Annotated in this window: 23 protein-coding genes; 7 read left to right on the top strand and 16 right to left on the bottom strand. The window is 68.2% G+C overall.

All coding sequences use genetic code 11. The annotated features are described in order from the left end of the window. Positions 1 to 213: 213 nt before the first annotated feature. From AC5P9C_RS19665 to AC5P9C_RS19710, 10 genes are all read right to left on the bottom strand, one after another. Positions 214 to 660 (bottom strand): REP-associated tyrosine transposase, encoded by a 447-nt coding sequence (locus AC5P9C_RS19665; protein ID WP_343543239.1) that lies wholly within the window; start codon positions 658 to 660, stop codon positions 214 to 216. 113 nt (positions 661 to 773) lie between these two features. Further along, positions 774 to 1,532, bottom strand: coding sequence for a 2,3-dihydro-2,3-dihydroxybenzoate dehydrogenase (locus tag AC5P9C_RS19670; RefSeq protein ID WP_414615021.1), 759 nt, complete (start codon positions 1,530 to 1,532; stop codon positions 774 to 776). Continuing rightward, a complete protein-coding gene (locus AC5P9C_RS19675) occupies positions 1,523 to 5,413 on the bottom strand; it encodes an enterobactin synthase subunit F (RefSeq protein ID WP_495205249.1) in 3,891 nt (1,296 codons plus the stop codon). The genes AC5P9C_RS19670 and AC5P9C_RS19675 overlap by 10 nt, the downstream gene beginning before the upstream one ends. Further along, on the bottom strand, positions 5,410 to 5,667 hold the full coding sequence (locus AC5P9C_RS19680; protein ID WP_343542050.1) for a phosphopantetheine-binding protein: 258 nt from the start codon (positions 5,665 to 5,667) through the stop codon (positions 5,410 to 5,412). The genes AC5P9C_RS19675 and AC5P9C_RS19680 overlap by 4 nt, the downstream gene beginning before the upstream one ends. After that, positions 5,667 to 6,299 carry an isochorismatase family protein gene (locus AC5P9C_RS19685; protein WP_343542049.1) on the bottom strand — a complete coding sequence of 211 codons (633 nt, stop codon included), beginning with the start codon at positions 6,297 to 6,299 and terminating at the stop codon, positions 5,667 to 5,669. Before AC5P9C_RS19685 ends, AC5P9C_RS19680 begins: the two co-directional genes overlap by 1 nt. Beyond that, entirely contained in the window at positions 6,299 to 7,951 is a 1,653-nt protein-coding gene (locus AC5P9C_RS19690) for a (2,3-dihydroxybenzoyl)adenylate synthase (RefSeq protein ID WP_343542048.1), read from the bottom strand. Before AC5P9C_RS19690 ends, AC5P9C_RS19685 begins: the two co-directional genes overlap by 1 nt. Beyond that, complete coding sequence (locus AC5P9C_RS19695; protein ID WP_164688919.1) at positions 7,948 to 9,141, bottom strand: isochorismate synthase; 1,194 nt, start codon at positions 9,139 to 9,141, stop codon at positions 7,948 to 7,950. Before AC5P9C_RS19695 ends, AC5P9C_RS19690 begins: the two co-directional genes overlap by 4 nt. Beyond that, positions 9,138 to 10,334 carry an MFS transporter gene (locus tag AC5P9C_RS19700; RefSeq protein ID WP_343542047.1) on the bottom strand — a complete coding sequence of 399 codons (1,197 nt, stop codon included), beginning with the start codon at positions 10,332 to 10,334 and terminating at the stop codon, positions 9,138 to 9,140. Before AC5P9C_RS19700 ends, AC5P9C_RS19695 begins: the two co-directional genes overlap by 4 nt. A 151-nt stretch (positions 10,335 to 10,485) precedes the next feature. Then, on the bottom strand, positions 10,486 to 10,797 hold the full coding sequence (locus AC5P9C_RS19705; protein WP_343542046.1) for a DUF3817 domain-containing protein: 312 nt from the start codon (positions 10,795 to 10,797) through the stop codon (positions 10,486 to 10,488). A 122-nt stretch (positions 10,798 to 10,919) separates the two neighbouring features. Next, positions 10,920 to 11,855, bottom strand: a complete 936-nt coding sequence (locus tag AC5P9C_RS19710; RefSeq protein WP_343542044.1) for a TIGR03571 family LLM class oxidoreductase — start codon at positions 11,853 to 11,855, stop codon at positions 10,920 to 10,922. Positions 11,856 to 11,921: 66 nt separating this feature from the next. Between AC5P9C_RS19710 and AC5P9C_RS19715 the strand changes: the two genes are divergently transcribed. The 5 genes from AC5P9C_RS19715 (at position 11,922) to AC5P9C_RS19735 (ending at position 15,712) form a co-directional block, all read left to right on the top strand. Further along, positions 11,922 to 12,371 (top strand): GNAT family N-acetyltransferase, encoded by a 450-nt coding sequence (locus AC5P9C_RS19715; protein ID WP_164082300.1) that lies wholly within the window; start codon positions 11,922 to 11,924, stop codon positions 12,369 to 12,371. Between the two features lie 97 nt (positions 12,372 to 12,468). After that, entirely contained in the window at positions 12,469 to 13,995 is a 1,527-nt protein-coding gene (locus tag AC5P9C_RS19720; protein ID WP_343541315.1) for a thioredoxin family protein, read from the top strand. Between the two features lie 180 nt (positions 13,996 to 14,175). Beyond that, entirely contained in the window at positions 14,176 to 14,805 is a 630-nt protein-coding gene (locus AC5P9C_RS19725) for a superoxide dismutase (protein ID WP_343541313.1), read from the top strand. Beyond that, positions 14,802 to 15,377 (top strand): flavin reductase family protein, encoded by a 576-nt coding sequence (locus tag AC5P9C_RS19730; RefSeq protein ID WP_343541312.1) that lies wholly within the window; start codon positions 14,802 to 14,804, stop codon positions 15,375 to 15,377. Before AC5P9C_RS19725 ends, AC5P9C_RS19730 begins: the two co-directional genes overlap by 4 nt. Continuing rightward, entirely contained in the window at positions 15,377 to 15,712 is a 336-nt protein-coding gene (locus AC5P9C_RS19735) for a tetratricopeptide repeat protein (RefSeq protein WP_064238713.1), read from the top strand. The genes AC5P9C_RS19730 and AC5P9C_RS19735 overlap by 1 nt, the downstream gene beginning before the upstream one ends. Positions 15,713 to 15,717: 5 nt before the next feature. Here AC5P9C_RS19735 and AC5P9C_RS19740 read toward each other — a convergent pair whose 3' ends face one another. Both AC5P9C_RS19740 and AC5P9C_RS19745 read right to left on the bottom strand, forming a co-directional pair. After that, entirely contained in the window at positions 15,718 to 16,878 is a 1,161-nt protein-coding gene (locus AC5P9C_RS19740) for a fatty acid desaturase family protein (protein ID WP_053462996.1), read from the bottom strand. Positions 16,879 to 16,889: 11 nt separating this feature from the next. Beyond that, positions 16,890 to 17,960 carry a ferredoxin reductase gene (locus AC5P9C_RS19745; RefSeq protein WP_270951423.1) on the bottom strand — a complete coding sequence of 357 codons (1,071 nt, stop codon included), beginning with the start codon at positions 17,958 to 17,960 and terminating at the stop codon, positions 16,890 to 16,892. A 92-nt stretch (positions 17,961 to 18,052) separates the two neighbouring features. Here AC5P9C_RS19745 and fabR point away from each other — a divergent pair, with 92 nt between their 5' ends. Continuing rightward, complete coding sequence (gene fabR / locus AC5P9C_RS19750; RefSeq protein ID WP_049465393.1) at positions 18,053 to 18,709, top strand: HTH-type transcriptional repressor FabR; 657 nt, start codon at positions 18,053 to 18,055, stop codon at positions 18,707 to 18,709. A 115-nt stretch (positions 18,710 to 18,824) separates the two neighbouring features. Here fabR and mntR read toward each other — a convergent pair whose 3' ends face one another. Beyond that, positions 18,825 to 19,289 (bottom strand): manganese-binding transcriptional regulator MntR, encoded by a 465-nt coding sequence (mntR, locus tag AC5P9C_RS19755; RefSeq protein WP_049465391.1) that lies wholly within the window; start codon positions 19,287 to 19,289, stop codon positions 18,825 to 18,827. A 116-nt stretch (positions 19,290 to 19,405) separates the two neighbouring features. Between mntR and AC5P9C_RS19760 the strand changes: the two genes are divergently transcribed. Then, positions 19,406 to 20,737 carry an Nramp family divalent metal transporter gene (locus AC5P9C_RS19760; RefSeq protein ID WP_343541310.1) on the top strand — a complete coding sequence of 444 codons (1,332 nt, stop codon included), beginning with the start codon at positions 19,406 to 19,408 and terminating at the stop codon, positions 20,735 to 20,737. Positions 20,738 to 20,856: 119 nt separating this feature from the next. On the opposite strand, the gene AC5P9C_RS19765 is transcribed toward AC5P9C_RS19760, so the two are convergent. Genes AC5P9C_RS19765 through AC5P9C_RS19775 form a run of 3 tightly spaced genes read right to left on the bottom strand, consistent with a single transcriptional unit; the run spans position 20,857 to position 22,688 of the window. Next, entirely contained in the window at positions 20,857 to 21,183 is a 327-nt protein-coding gene (locus AC5P9C_RS19765) for a thioredoxin family protein (protein ID WP_049465388.1), read from the bottom strand. After that, a complete protein-coding gene (locus AC5P9C_RS19770; protein ID WP_312453801.1) occupies positions 21,155 to 21,622 on the bottom strand; it encodes a flavodoxin in 468 nt (155 codons plus the stop codon). Before AC5P9C_RS19770 ends, AC5P9C_RS19765 begins: the two co-directional genes overlap by 29 nt. 25 nt (positions 21,623 to 21,647) lie before the next feature. After that, positions 21,648 to 22,688, bottom strand: coding sequence for a ribonucleotide-diphosphate reductase subunit beta (locus tag AC5P9C_RS19775; RefSeq protein ID WP_049465385.1), 1,041 nt, complete (start codon positions 22,686 to 22,688; stop codon positions 21,648 to 21,650). Positions 22,689 to 22,722: the final 34 nt, after the last annotated feature.

Consider the following 22,722-nt stretch of genomic DNA (forward strand, 5'->3'; position numbering starts at 1 on the left):
CACGGCCGAAGCGCGCACGCGGTGCTGAACAGCGAATGTCGGTGCCGAACATTGATTGGTAGTGCCGGCCGCTGGCCGGCATCACGCATCTCTGCGCGGGTCATGCGGTTGCCGGCCAGCGGCCGGCACTACCATCGCGGGTGCTCTGCGCGCCGGAACGGACTCTGCGCGGCGCTTCGGTTCTGCTGTGGTAGTGCCGGCCGCTGGCCGGCATCACATCCAGGCCGACCACGCATACGGATACTCGCCAATCTGCCCGGCAAGACCGGAGCGCACCGGATTACCCAGGATGTACAGCGCCTGCCGCGCCAGCGACTCTTCGGTCCTCACTGCATGATCGAAGTAGCCGGGCTGCCACACCGTACTTCGATGGCCCGCCAGGCGATTCAGGGCAAGTGCACTCGACGATTTCATCCGGCGCGCGACGTCTGGAAGGTGAGCTGCACGCAGCTCAAACATCCAGTGGACGTGATCCGGCATGACGACCCATGCGTGTGACCGTACGAGCCCGCGCTGTTCGATGTAATGGAACTGGTCGACTACACATGCTGCTGCAGCTTCGCTTTCAAAGAGCCGGCGGCGCTGGTGGGTCGTGGTTGTCAGGACATAGGCCTGGCCGATGATCGAGTGACGGCCCAGGCGGAGGCGATGGCTGCTCATGCGCCATGGTGGGTTGATCATTGGGCGTTGGCTGTCAGGCCAAGCCTCAATGGGGGTTGGGAGATGTCTGAAGTTGAATGAGGTTGCCGGCCAGCGGCCGGCACTACCGGACCTCAGCCGCGCAGGGTGGCGCCGCCGTCCACGTACAGATCGCTCATCGCCACGTGCCCGGCTTGCTCGGAGATCAGGAACATCACCGAATGGGCGATATCCTCCGGGGTGGCGAGTTTGCGCAGTGGGATGCCGGCCTTGTAGGTCTCCAGGCTGCCGGCGATCACCCGCTCGGCACCGTGCTCGTCCTGCCACATGCCGGTCTGCATCGGGGTCAACGTCGAGCCCGGGGCGACGATGTTGCAGCGGATGCCCAGCGGCGCCAGCTCCAGCCCGAGGCAGCGGGTGAACATGGTGGCGGCGGCCTTGGATGCCGCATAGGCGGCCATGCCGTGCCGCGGCACGCCGGCTGCATTCGAGCTGACGGTAACGATCGCGCCCCGCCGGCGCGGCGACATCACCCGCGCCAAGGCACGCCCTACGTGAAACACGCCATCGGCGTTGACCGCGAACACCCGGCGCCAGTCGGCGTCGCCGGTCTCGGCGACGCGGCCCACGTGCAGCACGCCGGCCACGCTGGCGGCCAGCATGATCGGCCCGATGCTGGACTCGACCTGATCCACCAAGGCGTCCACTGCGGCGCTGTTGGTTACATCAAGTGCGAGCGACGTCACCCGGCTATCGGCCACGCGCGGCGCCTCGCGATCAGTCGCCACCACGATGCAACCGGCCTCGACCAACAGCCGTACCAGTGCCTCACCGATGCCCCCGGCGGCACCGGTCACCAGTGCCACGCGACCTTCAAAACCGGTCAACTGCATGTTGCGATCTCCTGTTGCTCGTCCCAGTGGCGCAACCGCGCCGACAACCACGGTGCCAGCTGCGCCACCGCGTCGCGGCCGGTCAGCTCGGCATGCAGGAACGGCAGTTCCAGCGCATGCACCTTGCGTGCGTGGGTCCGCCACAGCGCCGACTGCAGCTGTGGCCGCGCCTGGTGATCCCGGCCCGCGCGGACGTGCACCAGCGTGCCGTCGAACGGTTGGTGGATGTGTTCGCGGATCAGCCGATTGGTACCGGTCACCGCGCGCACCACGCCATCGAGCACCACATCCGGCAGGCTGCCCAGTGCACTACCGCCGCGTCGCAGGAACGCGAGGATGCGTTCACGGCTGTCCAGTTCCGGATGCGCATCCGGATCGTGGCCGGCGATCGCGAGCAGTGCCCGCAGTGCGGCGATGGCATCCAGTTCCGGCTCGGCCCGCCAGCACTCGCTGGGATAGGCGTCCAGCAGCACCAGCTCGCCAACCTCGCGCCCGATCTCATGCAGTCGCACCGCCATCGCCTGGGCGAGGATGCCGCCCACCGACCAGCCCAGCAGATGCACCGCTCCCTTCGGCTGCAGTGCGATCACGCGCTGTACGTAGTCGTTGGCCATCGCCTCGATGCTGCTCGGCAGCGGCAGCCGCGCGTCCAGTGCCGGCGACTGCAGGCCATACACCGGGCGTGCCGGTTGCAGTGCCCGGGCCAGGGTGCGGTAGTTCCAGGCGATGCCACCGGCCGGGTGCAACACGAACAGCGGCGTGGGACCGGCAGCGTCGGTTGCGGCCAGCGCGATCACCGGCCCCAGCGCGTGATCGGCCAGCGCGGGCGGCTCGGCAATACGAACCGCCAGCGCGGCCACGGTGGGCTGGGCAAACAAGGCACCCAGGCCCAGATCACAGCGCCAGCGCTGCTCGATCGCCAGCAGCAGGTGCACCGCCGACAGCGAGTCACCGCCGAGACTGAAGAAATCCGCATCCACCGCCACCGGCGCTTCACGCCCCAGTGCCTGGGCAAACAGCAACGCCAGTTCCTGTTCCAACGGTGTGCGTGGTGCCAGTCCAGCGACTTCATGCTGCGGGGGCTTCGGCAACGCGTTGCGGTCGAGCTTGCCGTTGGCGGTCACCGGCCAGTGATCCACGCCGACAAACGCCGAGGGCACCATGTAATCCGGCACGCGCGTGGCCAAGTGGCTGCGCAGCACTACCGCGTCGGCAAGGGCCACGGGCACATAGGCCACCAGGCGCGCGTCGCCGGGCGCATCCTGGCGCAGCAGCACTTCTACCCGCTCCATGCCCGGCAGTTCGCGCAGTGCCGCCTCGATCTCGCCCAGCTCGATGCGCAGGCCACGCAGCTTCACCTGGTGGTCGCTGCGGCCCAGGTACTCGACCGCGCCATCGTGGCGCCAGCGCGCGACGTCGCCGGTGCGGTAGATGCGCTCGCCCGCCAGGAAAGGATCTTCAAGGAAGCGCTCGGCGGTCAGATCGTCGCGACCAAGATAGCCGCGTGCCAACTGCACGCCGCCCAGGTACAGGTCGCCGGCCACACCGACCGGCACCGGCTGCATCCGGGCGTCCAGCACGTAAAGGCGGGTGTTCCAGACCGGGAACCCGATCGGCACCGGCCGCGAGCGATCCTGCGCCGACGCCGGCCAGTAGCTGACATCCACTGCGGCCTCGGTCGGGCCATACAGGTTGTGCAGTTCAGCGTGCACGCGCGCATGGAAGCGGTCGCGCAACGCAGCGTCCAGCGCTTCGCCACTGGTGAATACCCGGCGCAACTGCAGCCCTTCCGAAGCGGGCGCAGCGAGGAAAGCGTCGAGCATCGACGGCACGAAATGCGCTGTGGTGATGCCATGGCCACGGATCAAGCGTGCCAGTTCAGTGGGATCGCGGTGCGCATCGGACCCGGCAACCACCAGCGTGGCACCGCACAGCAACGGCAGGAAGAACTCCCAGACCGAGACATCGAAGGTCGCCGGGGTCTTCTGCAGCACGCGGTCATCGGCGCCGATGCCGTAGTGCTCGCGCATCCACAGCAGGCGGTTGACGATCGCGCGATGTTCGACGACCACGCCCTTGGGCTCGCCGGTCGAACCGGAGGTGTAGATCACATAGGCCGCATCGCTGGGCGCCGGATCGGCCCACGGCGCGGCGAAGCTCAGCGCCGTCCACTGCTCCGGCGCAAGCACTGGCACGCCGGCCACGCGCGTCGCTACGTCCGCCGCAGCCAGTACACATCCCGGCTGTGCCGACGCAAGAATACGTGCCAGCCGCTCATCGGGATGGGCAAGGTCCAGCGGAAGATAGGCCGCGCCTGCGCGCAGCACCGCGACCAGCGCGATCACCAGCTCCAGCGAGCGCGGCAATGCCACCGCCACTACGCTGCCCGGGCCGACATCCATTGCCCGCAGCTGTGCCGCCAGCGCGAAACTGCGCGCTTCCAGCGTCGCGTAATCCAGCGTCGTATCGCCGAACACCAGCGCAGGCGCGTGCGGGTCGCGGTCCATGCCCTGTTGCAGCAGCTCGACCAGGGTGGTCTCCGGCAGCGCGTGCGCGGTGGCATTGAAACCGTGCAGCACCTGCTGCGCCTCCGCGGGGGTCGCCAGGGGCACGGCGGCGATATCGTCAGCCTGCAATGCCGCCGACAGGAAATGCAGCAGCCGCGCCGCGTGCGCCTCGACATCCTCACGACTGTACAGCGCGGGATTGGCCTCGATCTCCAGATCGAGAAGGTGCTGACCATCGCCACGGAAACCAAGTGTCAGATCATCCACCGGCCCGGTGCACAGCACCTCCAGCGTCGCCTGCACGCCGGTCAGCGCCAGCGGCTTGTAGAACGGCTGCACATTCACCAACGGACCGTGCAGGCGCTGCTGCGCGCCGACCAGGCCCAGGTCCCGGCGCAGCTGCTCACCGCGGTAACGGCCGTGCTTGCGACCCTGGTTGAGCTGCCGGCCCAGGCCGCGGGTGAAGGCCTCGACGCTGCCCTCGCCGGCCGCTACGCGCAGCGGCAAGACATTCATCACCATCGCCGGCACCCGCGCCGACGCGTTGCCGAGCCGCCCCATGTAGGGCACGCCCAGTACCACTTCATCGGCAGCGCTCATCCGCCGCAGGTACTCGGCCGCCAGCGCGGCCAGCACATCCGGCCAGGGCTGCAGCCAACGTGCCGACGCCTGCAGCAACGGCTCACGGAAGGCCGCATCGAGCGGCTGCACCCAGCGCAGCGCGTCGTCACTGGCCGCGAGCGTGCCGGCCAGGCCTACGCCTGCCGGTGCGCCCTGCATGTGCGCACGCCACCACTGTCCGGCCTGCGCGCGGCGTGGGTCGGCACGATACGCGGCATCATCGGCCAGCACGCCCGCCAGCCCCGGCAGTGACTCACCGGTACGACCGGCATACAGCGCGCACACCTGATCAGTAAACAGCGCCATGCCGTAACCATCGGCCGCCAGATGATGCACGCGCAGGTACCAGACCCAGCGCAGGCCACCCAGATCGAACAGTACCTGCTGGCTGATCCGGTCCCGGGTGGGATCGACCGGGCTCAGCCGGTCGGCGTGCATCAGGTTGCGTGCCGCAGCGGCGGGATCCGCCTCGGTGGACACATCGCGCACCGAAAGCAACGGCACGTGTGCCGGATCATGCCACTGCAGCGGCTGGCCATCGGCGCCCTCGGCAAAGCGCAGCGCGAAGGCCTGGGCCTCGACGGCAGCCTGGTCTGCCGCTGCAACGAATGCGGCCACGTCGAGCGGGCCGTCGATCCACACCGCGTGCGCGGTATTGAACGACGGATTGCCCGGTGCCAGCCGCTGTGCGAACCACAGTCCGGCCTGGGCCTCGGTCAGCGCCACCGGCGTGGCCAGCGCGACGGCGTTCATGCGTGCTGCGCGGCCTGCAGGTGCTGCACCACGCCCCACCACTGGCGCAGCGTGGTGTGCTCGGCCAACTGCGAGAATTCCAGCGGCAGGCCGGTGTTGCCCCAGGCCAGGACCAGGCCGAGCATGCGCATCGAGTCGAGGTCCAGGTCGATCAGGTTGTCGTCGTCACCGATCTCGGCCGGCGTGCACTCCAGCACGCGCGCGACGTCGGCGCGCATCCGCTCCAGATCCAGCACCTCACTGGTGGCCGTCATCACAGCACCTCCAGCAGCTGATCGGTGGTCATCGGCACACCGCAGGTGCGCGCGATCCAGTGCAGCGCCTGATCGTGGTCGGCGCGCGAGAAGTCCGCCACCGCATCGGCGGCGATGAAGGCCTCGATGTCACGCTGGAAGGCCTCGACCACGGTCGCGGTACAGCCGATATGGGCGTACACGCCGGTCACCAGCAGCTGGTCACGCCCACGTACCCGCATCAGCGTCTCCAGGTTGCTGCGCTGGAAGGCGCTATAGCGATGCTTGACCAGCACATGCTCGCCCGGCTGTGGCGCCAGCGCCTCGATGATCGGCTCATGATCGGCGCTGCGACGCATGCCCGGTCCCCACAGGTCGGCCTGCAGGCCACGGTCACGCCGGTCCTGGTCGCCATGCTGGGCGGTGTAGAACACCGGAATGCCCTGCGCGCGGCAGTGCGCCAGCACGCGCACGATGTTGTCCACCGCCGGCCGCAAGGGCGTGCTGCCGGCGTCGAATGCCGCCAGGAAGTAGCGTTGCATGTCGTGCACCAGCAAAGCCACACGATCGCGCTGCGGGCGCCACGGGCCACGCGCCTGCGGTAGTTCGGCGGCGGTCGGCAAGGGATAGTCGGTGATACGGGGCAGCGCCATCAGCGCGTTCCTCCTGTCTGTTGCAGATGACGCGCACGCAGTTGCGCGCGCAGTTCGCGGCGGCTGATCTTGCCGACCGCCGTGGTATTGAAACTGTCGACGAACACGATCTGGTCGGGCACCTTGAACGCAGCCAGACCGCGCCCGCGCATCCACGCCTTCAGCGCCGGCGCCTTGAATGGCTCGCCCTGCGGAATCACGAAGGCACAGCTGCGCTCGCCCAGGTACTCATCGGGAATGGAGACCACGGCGGCGTCGAACACGCCGGGGTGGGCCAACAGGTGGTCTTCGATCTCTTCGGCGGAGATCTTCTCGCCCGCGCGGTTGATGTGGTCACCAGCGCGGCCCTGCACCACCAGGTAGCCCCCGGGCAGCTGCTGCACGCGGTCGCCGGTGCGATAGAAGCCGTCGTCGGTGAACGAGCGGGCATTGGCCACCACATCGTTGTGGTAGCCACGGATGGTGTACGGGCCACGGGTGAGCAGATGCCCCACCTCGCCTTCGGCCACCGGCTGGTCATGGTCATCGACCACGCGCACTTCGTCATCCGGGCTGATCGGCCGGCCCTGGCAGGCCACGATCAGTTCTTCCGGATCATCCAGCCGCGTGTAGTTGACCAGCCCTTCGGCCATGCCGAACACCTGCTGCAGCGTGCAGCCAAGGCCGTCGATCACCCGGCGTGCGGCTTCCGGGACCAGTTTGGCCCCGCCTACCTGCAGTACCTGCAGACTGGACAGGTCATGCCTGCTGCTGGCGGCGGCCTGTGCCCACAGCAACGCCAGCGGCGGCACCAGCCCACAGCAGGTCACTTTCTCGCGGGCGATCAACGGGAAGGCCGCATCCGGACCGGAGCCGGGACTGAGCACCACGCGGGCGCCGGCATACAGCGCGCCGAAGAAGCCGGGCGAGCTCATCGGGAAATTGTGCGCGGCCGGCAGCGCGACCAGATAGACGCTGTCGCGGTTGATGCCGCAGAGGTCATTGCTGGCACGGAACGAGTAGATGTAGTCGTCGTGGGTACGCGGAATCAGCTTGGACAGCCCGGTACTACCACCGGAAATCTGCAGGAACGCCACCGACTGCGGGTCCGGGTCGGGCGGCAGCTGGCTGCGGTCACCCTGCAGCGCCTCCAGCCCGAAGAACTCCGCCGCATCGCCGTCGATCACCACATGGCGCACTGCCGGGACCTCGGCCTGTAGTGCCCGCGCCAGCCCGCGATGATCGAAGCCATCGTGCAGTGCTGTGGTGATGTAGGCACTGGCTTCGGCCTTGTTGGCGAAGTGCGCCAGCTCGGTGATGCGGTGCGCCGGCAGCGCGTACACCGGCACCAGGCCGGCCCGGAACAGGCCGCAGACCGTGGTGATGAAGCCTGCGGTGTTGCCCAGCTGCACCAGCACCCGTTCGCCAGGCTGCAGGCCGAGCGCGAGCAGGCCGGCACCGATGCGCCCGGCCTCGTGCCACAGCTGCGCGTAGCTCAGGCGAACATCACCGGCGACCACCGCGATGTCGTCGGCATAGCGTTCTGCACGTTCGCGCAGGAACGCCGGGAACGTCTCGCCACGCCAGTGACCGGCTTCGCGATAGCGCGCCACCAGCGCGTCGGGCCACACCTGCTGCAGTGGCAGGCGGGAAAAGTCAGCGGAGCTATTCATGCGGCAGGCTCGTTGGTGGGCGCGGATGCATGGACACCCAGCGCGTTCAACAGGGCAGCGAACTTCGCTGCGGTTTCGGCCACCTCGGCCTCGGGTTGCGACTCAGCGACGATGCCAGCGCCGGCAAACAGGCGCAGCTGCGTGCCCTGCAGGCGCGCGCAGCGGATCGCCACGTACCAGTCGCCGTCACCCTGCGCGTCCAACCAGCCCACGGCGCCGGCATAGAAGCCGCGCGGTACCGGTTCCAGTTCGCCGATGCGCTGCAGCGCCGCCAATCGCGGCGTACCGCAGACGGCCGGCGTGGGATGCAGCTGCGCCAGCAGCGCGGCCGCCGATGTCTGCGGATCCTTCAGGGTGGCATGGATGCGGGTACCCAGATGCCACATGCTGGCGGTGGCATGCAGCGCTGGGCGCGGCTGCGCATCGATGTGGCTGCAGTACGGCGCCAGGCCGTCGACGATGGCCTCGACCACATGGCGGTGCTCGTCGTGGTCCTTGGTCGAGGCCAGCAACGCCTGCGCGGCCCGCTCGTCCTCGGCGGCATCGATGCTGCGCCGCGCGGAGCCCGCCAGCGGGTGCGACAACAGCTCGGCGCCACGCTTGCGCAGCAGCAGTTCCGGCGTCGCGCCCACCAGCCAGGCGGGCGCCTGCCCCGGCGCCACCGGCAACGGCACCGCGTAGGTCGCCACCGAAGGATCCGCGCCCAGGCGTGCCAGCAGCACCTCGGGGGAAAGTGACTGCCGCGTGCGTGCCAGCAGGCTGCGCGCCAGCACCACCTTCTGCAGGTCCAGTCCGGGCGCGCGCAGTACCTGCACCGCAGCCGCCACCGACGCCGCGTACGCCTCGGGCGCGGGCTCGGCCTGCAGGGCACGCTCCAGCGCCGGCGCGGCCTGCGGCGGCAACGGCAGGGCTGGCAGCAGGCGCTCGGGCTGGTACAGCGCGTCGTCGGCACGCGGTTCGAATGGCACCGCGCCGACCAGCAGGCCCGGGCCGCCACGCTGCTGCGCGAAGAAGGCCGAAACGCGCTCTGCGAGCGTCGCCAGTGCACCGGCCGGCAGCGTGGCGCGGCAACCGCGTGCGTGCACGTGCTGGCCGGCGTGCTGCAGCAGGAACAGCGACGCGTCGTCGGTGCCTTCCTGCGGCGCGGGCGCAGCCTCCGGCCACGTGCCCTGGATCAGGGAATCGTTCATGGGGTCTCCTTCATCCGATGCACTGCAGCCAGCGCGCACAGCAACAGCAGCAACGCGCCGACCAGCAGATATGGCAGGCTGGGCCCGCCGCGATACAACAGCGTGCCGAGCATCGGCCCGGCCACCATGCCCAGCCCCTGCGCGGCAGCGACCGTGCCTGCCGCAGCGCCCTGCTCATGCGCTTCCACCGCGTCGGCGGCCAGCGCCTGGAACGAGGGGAACACGAAGCCCATGCCGAACGCGGCCAGCGCGTACGCCGCCGGCAACTGCCAGCCCTGCTGCACGCCCGCCACCGAGGCAAAGCCAATGCCGGAAATCAGCGCGCCGAGGACGATCCAGCGGCGTGGGTGAACCTCCAGCTTCATCACCAGCGCCTGCGCCAGGATCAGGCCGACGCCAACGGCGGTAAGTGCAATGCCGGCCATGCGTGCGCCCGCAGCCGCATCCAGTCCCAGCCGATCAATCGCAAAGAAGCCGACGGTGACCTGCGCGATGGTGACCGAGACCATGGCGATGAACGCCGCCAGCTGCGGCAGGCGCAGGCGCGGGTCGAGGCGGCTCATCGGCGCGCGGCGCTGCAGGGAAGCACCTACCACCGGCGGCGTCGCTGGCAGCCGCCAGGCCAGCAATGCCAGTGCCAGCAACGGCAGCAGCGCGGCCACATACAGCGCCAGCGCCAAGTTGGTGTAGGCCAACCAGCCCGCGGCAGCCGGGCCGAGCACCATGCCCAGTGCATTGGCGCTGCCCAGGCGGGCGAGGAATTTCGCACGCTGGCCGGTCGGTGCCTTGTCGGCAATCAGTGCCGCTGCGGTAGGCGGCACCGCCGCGTAGAACAGGCCGATCAGGCCTCGCGCACCGACCAGCACCAGCACCGATACCAGTACCGGCGGCACCGCCTGCAGGGCAACATCGATGAACACCGCCAGCGCGATGTAGACCACGGTGTAGGCGCTCATCGCCAGTGTCAGCACGCGCTTGCGGCCGATGCGGTCGCTGAGCTGGCCCCAGGGGCGCGCGGCCAGCATCCACAACACGCCCGCGGCGGTGACCGACAGTCCGGCATGCCACTCGGACAAGCCGAGTAGGCGGACCACCGGACCGATCACGGCGACGAAGGACATCATCGCCATGGTGCCGATCAGGGCAGCCACTACCAGCGCCGGCAAGCCGGGAACGACGGGACGTGCGTGCATGGAACACCAGCCGTAACAGGAAGGGATCGCCGGGCGCACCTGCGCCCCGCCCGGCACCGGCCCTGCTCAGGTCCGGATGCCACCCTTAAATGATAACGGCTCGTATTTGCATTTGATACCCATTCTCTTGAACGGGCGTGCAACGCGGGCTTCAGTGGCCGGAGCGTAGGTCCAGCAGGCCACGGCGCTTGAACCACCACTCCAGCGGCAGCGTCACCAGCGGCGGGATGGCTGCCAGCAGCGCCAACGCACTGGCCCACCACGGCCAGCGCAGACGCAGCGTCGCGAACAGCGTCACCGCCACATAGACCAGGAAGGCCACGCCGTGCAGCGGGCCGAACAGCTTCACCAGCGCCACGTTGGCGATCGGGCCGTATTTCATCCACATGCCGATGAGCAGGCCGGCCCAGGTCACGGCCTCGATGAAGGCGACCGCCGCGAACAGGCGTCCAGTCGGGTGCATGGGGGAACGTTGGGTCACACGGGGCTCCGGCAGCGGGGTATCAAATGCAAATGATACGCAGATGCGAACATCCAGCACACCGGCGAGCGCAGCGGTGCGAGCGTCTCCACCAAGGTGGACACCTACCGGAGCATATGCGGCAGCACCTGCTCCCCGATCTCGCGCAGCACCGCGTCCATCGACCGCCCGTTGTCGACCAGATTGAACATCACGTGCGCAACGCCCTGCGCATGCACGCGCAGCAGATAGTCACGCAGGCCATCGCGGCCGACCTTCAGGCCCAGCGGCAGCGGCTCGGCCGGCGCCTGCGGATCCGCCTGCAGGTCCAGCAGCATCGACTGCACGAACGGCTTGGCTGGCCCACCGTGCTGCACCAGCGCCTGCTGCCACAGGCCGATCCGCCCCTCCTGCGCAGCTTCCTCGCGGTGATAGGTGGCCCAGCCCTCGGCTTCGCGCGCGATCCACTGCAGGCTCTGCCGCGCCGTGCCCACCACCAGCATCGGGATGCGCGTGGCCGGCGCGGGCAGCACGTCGTAGCCACCCGTGGCCTGCAGTACGGCGGTCCGCTCATCGGCCTCCGGTGACAGCGCCGCGCGCAGCAACGACCAACGATCACGGAACGTCGCCGCCCTGCCCTCCAGGTCCTCGCCGAACGCGGCGAACTCCTCCGGGCGGTCACCCGAACCCAGGCCCAGCACGAAGCGCCCGTCGCTGATCCGGTCCAGGCTCAGTGCAGACTTCGCCACCTGCAACGGCTGGCGCAACGGCAGCACGATCGCGGCGGTACCGACCACGATGCGCCCGGTCGCGGCCGCCAGCATGCCCAGCCACAGGAACGGGTCGTCCAGCGCACTTGCTGTCGCGTCTGGTCCCTGAGGCACCATCAGCGGCACATCGCGCGTCCACAACGCGGCGAAACCAAGATCGTCGGCCAGCCGCGCAATGCGCCGCGCCGCGCCCGGATCGGCCAGCCCATGCGCCGCAACGGGCGTCATCAGGCCCAGGCTCAATCCCTGTTGCGGAAACAACGAAGCGTAGGCGGCATTGAATTCACTCATGCGACCAGCTTAGCGTGCAGGCACCGGGCGACGATGACACGCCACGCACCACAGGAAGAACGCTGCATGCCGAGGATCCGCCCCGCCCACATTGATGACCTGCCCGCGATCAGCGCGGTATGCCTGGCCGCATTCACTGCGGCCGTCGCGCCTTCGCTCAGCGCGGCCGGCATCGCCACCTTCGGCAGTGTCGCCGCCGCCGACGCGTTCGCTGCACGCCTGCAGGGCGACAACCACATCCTGGTGGCCGAGCAGGACGACCGCATCGTCGGCGTGGTCGAGCTGAAGGAAGGCCGCCACCTGGCGATGCTGTTCGTCGATCCCGGCTGCCAGGGCCAGGGCATCGGCCATGCCCTGTTCGAAGCCGTGCTGCCGCACCTGCGCACCCCGCTGCTGACCGTGCGCGCCTCGCTCAACGCAGTGCCTACCTACCTGCGCTATGGCTTCGAGCTGGACGGTGATGTCGGCGAGTTCAACGGGTTGGTGTACCAGCAGATGGTGCGGGCAGCCGCCTGAGGGCAGCGGGTGTCATGCCCCGCTGCACGGCCGATATAAGCAAACTGAATCAGCACACTCCCCGGCCATTCCTACAATGGCCTGTCCCCCCTTCGAGATGCCGCCGATGCGCGTCGCGCTTTCCGTGTTGCTGCTGGCTTCGGCGCTGAGCGCCTGCACCCCGGCCCCGGTGTCCACCGCCAGCTCCGCCGAGGCGCCCGCGCCCGCGCCGGCGTCCGCCATCGCCTGGCGCCAGGGCGATGTGGACGATGCCTTCGCCGAGGCCGCCGACAGCGGCAAGCCGGTGCTGCTGTACTGGGGCGCGGTCTGGTGCCCGCCGTGCAACCAGCTCAAGGCCGGCCTGTTCAAGGACCCGGCGTTCATCGCGTTGACCGGCAAGTTCGTGCCGGTCTACCTGGATGGCGACGAGGAAGGTGCGCAGGCCTGGGGCGAACGCTTCGGGGTGCGCGGCTATCCGACCCTGATCGTGCTGGACCCACAGCGCAATGAACTGACCCGCGTGGCCGGCGGCAACGACGCGGCCGAATTGACCCGTGCGCTGACCGTCGCGGCCGGGCGCCGCAGCGCCATCGCCGCCACCCTGGCAACGGCACTGGCCACGCCGGACAAGCTGGCCGCCGAAGACTGGCAGGTGCTGGGCGACTACGGCTGGGAAGTCGACGCCAAGCGCCTGGCCGGCGAGCGCAAGAGCCAGGACGTGCTGCGCCAGCTGTCCAAGGCCGCGCCCGACGCGGCACTGCAACGCCGCTTCGCCCTGCTGGCGCTGGCTACCGCCGACACGCCTGCCAGCTCGCCCACCGAGGTGCGTGAGCTGCTGCAGGCCGTGCTGGCGCAACCTGCCGAAGTCCGTCGTAACCGCGAACTGCTGGGCTACGCGGGCGCGACGCTGGTCAAGCAGGCCAGCGCCGGCCCGGCCACCAGCAACACGCTGGGGCAGCAGCTGCTGGTCGCGCTGGAGCGCGCTGATGCCGAACGCGGCGACCGCGCCGACGACGCATTATCGCGCGCACTGACAGAAGTATCGCTGGCCCGCCAGCAGCAGCCGAAGGGCGCACTGCCCGCGGCGCTGGTTGAGCGGGTCAAGCAGCGGGTGGCCGCTGCCGATGCGGCCGCCACCGATGCGCACGCACGCCAGGCGACCATCAGCAGCGCGGCGTACGCATTGCGCCAGGTCGGCGACGACGCGGGCGCCGAGGCGCTGTTGCTGGCCGAGCTGAAGCGCAGCGAGCAGCCGTACTACTACATGCCCGAACTGGCCGAACTGGCCGAACAGCGCGGCGATACCGCCGGTGCGCTGGAGTGGTTGAAGCGCGCCTACGACGGTGCACAGGGCCCGGCCACCCGCGTGCAGTGGGGCGTGCTGTATGTGGAAGGGTTGCTGAAGCTGGCACCGGACGACGCACCGCGCATCGAGCAGGCCACCGCCTCGCTGATCGCCGAACTGGAGGCGCAGCCATCGGGCTATCACCAGCGCACCCGCCAGCGCTTCGAGCGCCTGGCCGGGCAGTTGAAGGCCTGGAGCGGCAAGCACCAGGGCACGGAGACGCTGGCACGGTTGCAGCAGCGGATGCAGCAGGCATGCGGCGATCAGGCCGACGGCGGATGCAGGGATTGGCTGAGTTGAAGTAGTGAAAGGTAGTGCCGGCCGCTGGCCGGCAATCGGGGTGAGTCGGGTTGCCGGCCAGCGGCCGGCACTATCACGCCTCGATGTTCATCGCTTCTGCTCTTGACCTCAACCATTGTTGAGGTGCGATAACGATCTCCGCGCGGCCAGCCCCTGGCCTTTCCCATGGAGATTGTTTCGATGTCGTACTCGCTTCCCCCGCTCCCCTACGCCTACGACGCCCTTGAGCCACATTTCGATGCGCGCGCGATGGAGATCCATCACGGCAAGCACCACCAGACCTACGTCAACAACCTCAATGCCGCCATCGAGCAGGCCGGCATCGCCGAGCAGCCGGTCGACGTGCTGATCGCCAACCTCGACGCCGTGCCCGAGCCGCAGCGTGGCGCGGTCCGCAACAACGGCGGTGGCCACGCCAACCACAGCCTGTTCTGGACCGTACTCAGCGCCCACGGTGGTGCACCCGATGAGGAACTGGCCGCGGCCATCGACCGTGATCTTGGTGGCTTCGCTGCCTTCAAGGACGCCTTCAGCAAGGCCGCGCAGACCCGCTTCGGCAGCGGCTGGGCCTGGCTGACCAGCGATCGCGATGGCCGCCTGCAGGTCGAAAGCAGCGCCAACCAGGACAGCCCGCTGATGGGTGCAGCCGTCGGCCTGTCCGGCAACACCCCGATCCTCGCACTGGACGTCTGGGAACACGCCTATTACCTGCACTACCAGAACCGTCGCCCGGACTACATCGGCGCGTTCTTCAACATCATCAACTGGGCCGAGGTCGGCCGGCGCTACCGCCAGGCCAGGGCCTCATGAGCGGCGAGACACTGCCGTACGCCGGGCCGCGGGCGGGGGTGTTCCCCGCCCCGGCCCCGGTGCCGTCGGTCGAGATGCCGCCGCGCGCCCTGCGGCGGCTGCTCGGTCACTTTCCGACCGGCGTGGCCATCGTCTGCACGCGCGATGCGCAGGGCAAGCCCATCGGCCTGACCATCAATTCGTTCGTACCGGTCTCGCTGCAACCGCCCCTGGTGCTGTGGAACCTGGCGTTGCATGCACAGAGCCTGTCCACCTTCCAGCGTGCCCGCCGCTTTGCGATCAGCGTGCTGGCGGCCGACCAGGAAGCACTGGCCCGGCGCTTCGCCGATCCAAAGGTACGTAACCGCTTCGACGGCCTGGCATTGCTGGATGACGACGACGACGCCCCACCCCGCATCGCCGGTGCGGTGGCGCATCTGACCTGTACCCGCCACGCACAGTGGCCGGTGGGCGATCACCTGCTGCTGGCCGGCCGCATCATTGACGTGCACGAGAACGGCGGTGCTCCACTGCTGTTCCATCGTGGCCGCTTCCAGCCGGGACCGACCGAACTGATGGTGGAGGTCCGCTGATGGACATCGAAGCATTGGAATGCATGCTCGCCGCCGGCAAGGACGGCGCGCTGCTGCGCTTCGGCCTGGGCAAGGGCTGGCTGGATGCCGGCAACCCGGTGCGCGCGGCCACCCATCTGGGTCGCTGCGTGGTGCTTGATTCGCAGTACTCGGCGGCGTGGAAGCTGCTCGGCAAGGCGTGGCTGGCCAGTGGCCAGCCGCAGGCGGCGCGCGAAGCGTGGCAACGGGGGCTGAGCGTGGCCGGCAGCAAGGGCGACCAGCAGGCACGCAGGGAAATGCAGGTGTTCCTGCGACGCCTGGACCGCGAGCAGGCGGACCTGGCGAACGCGGGCTGAGCCGATCAGCCCGCGTTGGCCGATGCCGGTGCCGGTGCCGGTGCCGACATGATGTCGGCCATCGGCAGGCGGCGCGGCTTGCTCGGGAACGCGTGGCGCAGGATGCGCCAGACCACCTGGCCGAACTGGCGCGGCAGCGAGCCGTTGTTGTAGTGCTGGCCGTAGCGGCGGCAGATGTCCTTCACTTCCTTGGCGATGGCCGCGTAGCGGTTGGCTGGCAGGTCCGGGTAGAAGTGGTGCTCGATCTGATGGCTGAGGTTGCCGGACAGCACGTTGATCAGGAAGCCACCGCTGATGTTGGACGAACCGCGCAGCTGGCGAAGGTACCAGTGCCCGCGCGACTCATTGCGCAGGCATTCCTTCGGGAAGGTCTCCGATTCGGCGGTGAAGTGGCCGCAGAAGATGATCACGTAGGTCCAGATGTTGCGCAGGCCGTTGGCCACCAGGTTGCCCAGCATCACGGTGAGGAAGAACGGGCCCGCCAGCAGCGGGAAGAAAACGTAGTCCTTCAGCACCTGGCGCAGCATCTTGCGCGCCACCGGTCGCGTCTGCAGCCACATCGCACGGGCGCTCATGCGGCCCTTGAACCAGCGGCCCAGGCGCAGGTCCTGCGCGGCCACGCCCCACTGGAACAGCAGTGCGAAGATCGGCGCGATGATCGGCTGCAGCAGGTAGAACGGCTTCCAGCGCTGCTCCGGGAAGATGCGCAGCAGGCCATAACCGATGTCATCGTCCATGCCACGCACGTTGGTGTAGGTGTGGTGGCGGAAATTGTGGGTCTTGCGCCAGTTGTCGGCGGTGGCCACGATGTCCCACTCATAGGTATTGCCGTTGAGCTTGGGGTCACCGGTCCAGTCGAACTGGCCGTGCATCACGTTGTGGCCCAGCTCCATGTTCTCCAGGATCTTCGACAGAGCCAGCAGCAGCGTGCCGGTGATCGCGGCCGGCCACAGCAGCGGCATCCAGAACAGCGGCGAGAACGCCGCCAGGAACAGCAGGCCACGGCCACCCACGCCGAACCAGCGCACGGCGGCAGCCACGCGGCGGATGTAGCGGGTATCGGAGGCGCCGAGGCTGCCGATCACACGGTCGCGGATCGCGTCGAGTTCCTCGCCGAAGGCATGCATCTCGGCAGTACTCAGGGCACGGTCGGTAGCGCGGGTCATGGCAGGCGTCCTCAGAGATCCAGGGTCAGGTCGGTGGTCGGTGCGCTCACGCAGATCCGCACCGGCTGTGCCGATTCGGACTGCAGGTCGCCGGTGCGCAGGTGGCGGGTGGCGCCACTGACGCGATCACAACTGCAGGTATTGCAGATGCCCATGCGGCAGCCATGCCTGGGCTTGATGCCATGGGCTTCCAGGCTTTCCAGCAGCGAACGGCCACGCGGCACGCTCAGCTGGCGGCCACTGCGCGCCAGCGTCAGCGACACCTCGCCCTCGCTGCTGGCGTCACGCAGCGGCGCTGGCGGGGTAAAGGCCTCGGCCTGGAAACCGGCCACCTGGTGCGCCAGGCGTTGGCGCGCGGCGGCGACGAAGCCGTCCGGACCGCACGCCAGCACATGGCGCTGCGCCAGCGGCGTGTCATCGCCGGCCACCTGCAGGTCGTGGCGATCAATGCGCGCGGCAGGTACATCGCCTTCGCGGGTGGTCAGCAGGTGCACGCGCAGGTTCGGCTGGCGCGCGGCCAGTGCCTCCAGCTCATCACGGAACTGCAGGTGGGCGACACGGCGCTCCCAATAGAACAGGTCCACCGGCGCGGCCAGCGGGCGCTGGCAGGCCTCGCGCAGCAGGCTGCGCATCGGCGTGATGCCACTGCCGGCGGCCAGCAGCAGCACCGGCGCCGCCGTCGGCAACTGGAATTCACCGAACGCAGCCTCCAGCCGGAACAGCTCGCCCGGTCGCGCATGCTTGACCAGATGCTGGCTGACCCGACCGCCATCGACGGCCTTGACGGTGATCGCCAGCTCGCGCGGCCCCAGGACGGTGGGACTGTAGCTGCGCTGCCACTGGCGTCCGTCAAGCTCCACGCCCAGGGTGACGTGCTGGCCGGCGCGCATGCCGGCCCAGTGCCGGTTGGTGCGCAGGACCAGCGTCGCCGCGCCCTCACCGGCCGGCTCGCGCCGGACCAGGCGGGCCACCGGCTCGCGCAGGGTCCACAGGGGATTGAGCTGGCCCGCCCAGAAATCGAACAGCGACGGCGAGACCCAGCGGTATGGAGAAAACAGGGACGGACGGACGACAGCGCTCATGGGCGAACTATACGGGCGCACATACACCTGTGTATACACGTGTATATTGAACCGGATTGGGTATGATTCAGCCTCGCCCCACCGGAACCCCCATGGCCGCCGCCACCGCCTTGTCGACGCATGAAGATGCCAACAGCCCGGCCCGCCGTACGGTGAGCCGCGAAGATCTGCTGGCCGCCGCCCTGAAACTGATCGGCCCGCACCGCAGCCTGTCCACGCTCAGCCTGCGCGAAGTGGCACGTGAGGCCGGCATCGCGCCAAACAGCTTCTACCGGCAGTTCCGCGACATGGACGAACTGGCCGTGGCGCTGATCGACGCCGCCGGCCGCTCGCTGCGCACCATCATCGGCGAAGCCCGCCAGCGCGCCACCTCCACCGCCACCAGCGTGGTGCGGGTCTCGGTGGAGACCTTCATGGAGCAGCTGCGCGCCGACGACAAGCTGCTGCACGTGCTGCTGCGCGAAGGCGCGGTCGGCTCGGACGACTTCAAGCACGCCGTCGAACGCGAACTGCACTATTTCGAAGAAGAGCTGCAGCACGACCTGGTGCGCCTGGCCGCGCTGGACGGTGCCGTGCTGCATGCCCCCGAACTGGTGGCCAAGGCCATCACCCGGCTGGTGTTCGCGATGGGGGCCACCGCCATGGACCTGCCGCCGGAGAAGGACCCGGAGCTGATCGAACAGATCTCCACGATGATCCGCATGATCATCGTTGGCGCCCGCACGCCCGCCGCATTCCGCCGCGGCTGACAATCGGCCGCCGGGGCCGGATCCCTTTCCAAGGGAAAGGGCTCTGAACCCGACTTCCCTGCCCACACCGCACTTCCAACCGCCGGCCATGCGTGGCCCGGCGTCAGCGGACTGCTCAGCCGCCCTCGGCCTTGCGTACGAACGCCTCGAACAACGCCAGCGTCTGCTCGCTCACGTGATGCTCGATGCCCTCGGCATCGCGGCGTGCGGTATCGGCGTCCACGCCCAGCGCCAGCAGGAAACGCTCCACGGTCTGGTGGCGCTGGCGGCTGGCATGGGCCAGCGCCTCGCCTTCCGGGGTCAGGAACACGCCACGGTACGGCCGCTGCACCACCCAGCCGTCGCGGGCCAGCCGCCGCAGCATCTTCGCCACAGTGGGCTGGGCCACCCCCAGGCGGGTGGCGATGTCGACCTGGCGGGCCTCGCCGCCGTCGGCCAGCAGGTCCGAAATCAGCTCGACATAGTCCTCCACCAGCTCCATCCGGTGCGCCTCGCGTACTTGCCGGAAGCTCTCGACCTGGCGCTCGGCCTCGATCAAGGGGGTGCTCTTCAGCGATGTCGAATCATCGGTCTTGCCCACGCGTGCGCCTGTCCTTCCGGTGTGATCCAGGGTTGAAGCTGAATTCTGGACCAGTCACACCTTAAAGACGATTGTTTCACATTGCTAATGACTATAGCCGGAGCTATATTAAGCTCATGGATACCCTGGCGCCCCGCGACCCTTCGGCCACCACCGCGGCCAGCCTGGGCGCACTCAACGCCTCGGTCGCAGTGCCCGACAAGGGCCACTGGTGGTTCCGCCTGCTGGCCTTCCTTGGCCCGGGCTACATGATCTCGGTCGGCTACATGGACCCGGGCAACTGGGCCACCGACCTCGCCGGCGGTTCGCGCTTCGGCTACCTGCTGCTGTCGGTCATCCTGATCTCCAACCTGATGGCGGTGATCCTGCAGGCGCTGTCGGCGCGGCTCGGCATCGCCACCGGCATGGACCTGGCGCAGGCCTGCCGCGCCCGTTACCCCAAGCCGGTGAACCTGGCGCTGTGGGCGCTGTGCGAGGCGGCGATCATCGCCTGCGACCTGGCCGAGGTGATCGGCACCGCGATCGCGTTGAAGCTGCTGTTCGATCTGCCACTGCTGTGGGGCGCGGTGATCACTGCGCTCGATACGCTGCTGGTGCTGCTGCTGATGAACCGCGGCTTCCGTGCGCTGGAAGCGTTCGTGATCACGCTGCTGATGGTGATCTTCGCCTGCTTCGTGGTGCAGATCGCGATGGCCGCGCCACCGGTGATGGCGGTACTGGGCGGCTTCATTCCGCGCGCGCAGGTGGTGACCGATCCGCACGCGCTGTACATCGCCATCGGCATCATCGGTGCCACGGTGATGCCGCACAACCTGTACCTGCATTCGTCGATCGTACAGACCCGCGCCTACCCGCGTACGGATGAAGGTCGCCGCAGCGCGCTGCGCTGGGCGGTGACTGACAGCACGATTGCGCTGACCCTGGCATTGTTCATCAACGCCAGCATCCTGATCCTGGCCGCGGCCGTGTTCCATGCCAATGGTCGTTTCGACGTGGAAGACATCGAGCAGGCGCACCAGTTGCTGGCGCCGATGCTGGGCGTGGGCGCGGCGGCAACCTTGTTCGCGGTGGCGCTGCTGGCGTCGGGCCTGAATTCGACAGTCACCGCGACGCTGGCCGGCCAGATCGTGATGGAAGGCTTCCTGCACCTGCGAATGCCGCCGTGGCTGCGTCGGCTGATCACGCGCGCACTGGCGATCATCCCGGTGGTGGTGGTGATCGTGCTGTTCGGCGACCAGGGCGCGGTGAAGCTGCTGGTGCTGAGCCAGGTGGTGCTGTCGATGCAGCTGCCCTTCGCGATCATCCCGCTGGTACGGATCGTGACCGACAAAGTGACGATGGGCGCGCTGGTGGCGCCACGCTGGCTGGGTGCGGTCGCCTGGGTGATCGCGCTGGTGATCGTGGCGTTGAACGTGAAGCTGCTGGTCGACACGTTCACCGGCGCCTGACGCCAATTGCCGGGGTCGGTCCTGCCCCAGTGGATCCACGCCATGCGTGGATGCCTTTACACGGTGTGGGGGTCAGAGCCCTTGCCTCTGGCAAGGGCTCTGACCCCGCCCGGTCCGCGCTACAGATGCAACGCGATCGCGGCCTCGATCTGCTGCGGCGACTGGAACCCGGCCAAGCGCGTGCGTTCGTCGCCATCACGGAACAGCGACAGCGTCGGCGTCTGCCGCAGCCCCAACTCCCTGAAAAACGCCTCGCCCAGCACTTCCAGCTGTACGCGCAGCAGGGTCGTGCCCTGCCCCGCTGTGCTGTTGGCCACCCGGTGCAACGACATTTCCAGCATCCGGCAGCCCGGGCACTGGTCCTTGTGGAAGTCCACGAGCACCCGCGGGTGCTCGGCCAGCAACTGCTGGAACTGTTCAGGCGTGGTGGCGTCGATGATCTGCATCGTTGTTGCTCCGGTAATGGGCCAGGACCGCATCGGTCCAGGCATCGATGGCTGCGGCATGGCGCGCGCCATGCGGCATCTGTTCGATCTCCAGCGGCGGGTAGTCGCTGCGGAAATAGCGGATCAGGCGATGCACGGCGCCGCAGTAGTACTCCTGCCCCCACTGGGTTTCGCCGGTACCGAACACCGCCAGCTGCCGAGGTCGTTCGCCACGCTCGGCAATGCCAGCCACCCACGCCTTCATCTCCGCCGGCGTGCGGCCGGCGTTGTCGGTCCAGCAGCCGAGCAGCACCAGATCGGCCTCGTCGGCAGCCAGTGGCGGTGCCTGCCGCAGGTCGTCGGCCTCGTGCCAGTGCACTGCATGCCCGGCGGCGCGGCAGCGCTCGGCAATCTGCCGGCCCAGCTCGCGGGTGTTGCCGCTCAACGAGGCGACCACCATCAGGATGCTGAGTGCCGCGCCGGACTCAGAGGTCGTCGAAGCCGTTGTCGACGTTGGTCTTCTTGTAACTTGCATTGCGCATCTCGAAGAAGTCGGTCTTGGTCTCGGTGAAGTTGTCGGCGTAGGCCTTGATCCACGGCATCACGTTGTCGGTGGTCTCGCTGTACAGCCGTTCGATGCCGAGCATGCCGGCCATCTTGTTGGCGCGGTACTTCACGTAGCGCGTCATTTCCTCCACATCGATGCCGTCGATGCCGTCCAGTACTTCCGACGACCACTGGGTTTCCAGTTCGATGGCGTGTTCGAACGCCTGGTGCACATAGTCGGTCAGCTCGTGGGTCTGCAGCGCCGGGTTCTCGCCGATGATGGCGCGGATCAGCTCGCTGATGAACTTGGTATGGGCCAGCTCGTCGCGGTTGATGAAGCTGATGATCTTGCCGGTGCCGGTCATGCGGTTCTGCCGCACCAGGTTGTAGAAGTAGGCGAAGCCGGAATAGAAGTTGATGCCTTCCAGGATCGAGGACTGGATCAACGACCTGAGCAGCGTCTCGGCAGTCTTCTCGCGCATGAAATCGTCATACGCACCCATGATCGGCGCGTTGCGCTTGATGATGGTCGGGTGGGTACGGGCGATCTCGAAAATGCGGTTCTGGTTCGGCAGGTCGGTGATCGAGGCCAGCACGTAGCTGTAGCTCTCGTTGTGGATCACTTCCTGCTGGCCGATGATCGCGGCGTTGGCATGCGCGGCCGGGTCGGTGATGTACTCGGCCACGTTGTAGATGAAGCGCGTCTGCGGTGAATCGAGCGTGGCCAGCAGGCCGATGATCGCGTCGTAGGCATTCTTCTCGCGGCCGGACAGCTCGCCGTACTGGCGCGCGTCGGCCTTCATGTCGACTTCGTCGGGGATCCAGAAGTTGGTCGACAGCTCCTTGTAGGCCCGATAGAACGACGGGTACGGGATGTCATTCCAGTTCAGGATGCCGCTGGTGCGGCCGTTGATGATGCCGGTGCTGCGGTTGGGATGGCGCGGTTCGAGGATCTTGATGCGGTCGAGGGGGGTTGCCATGGGTTTCTGCCTTCGTTCTCTTTCCATCGTGTTG

Source organism: Stenotrophomonas sp. YJH_SMC_10 (genome assembly GCF_059371555.1).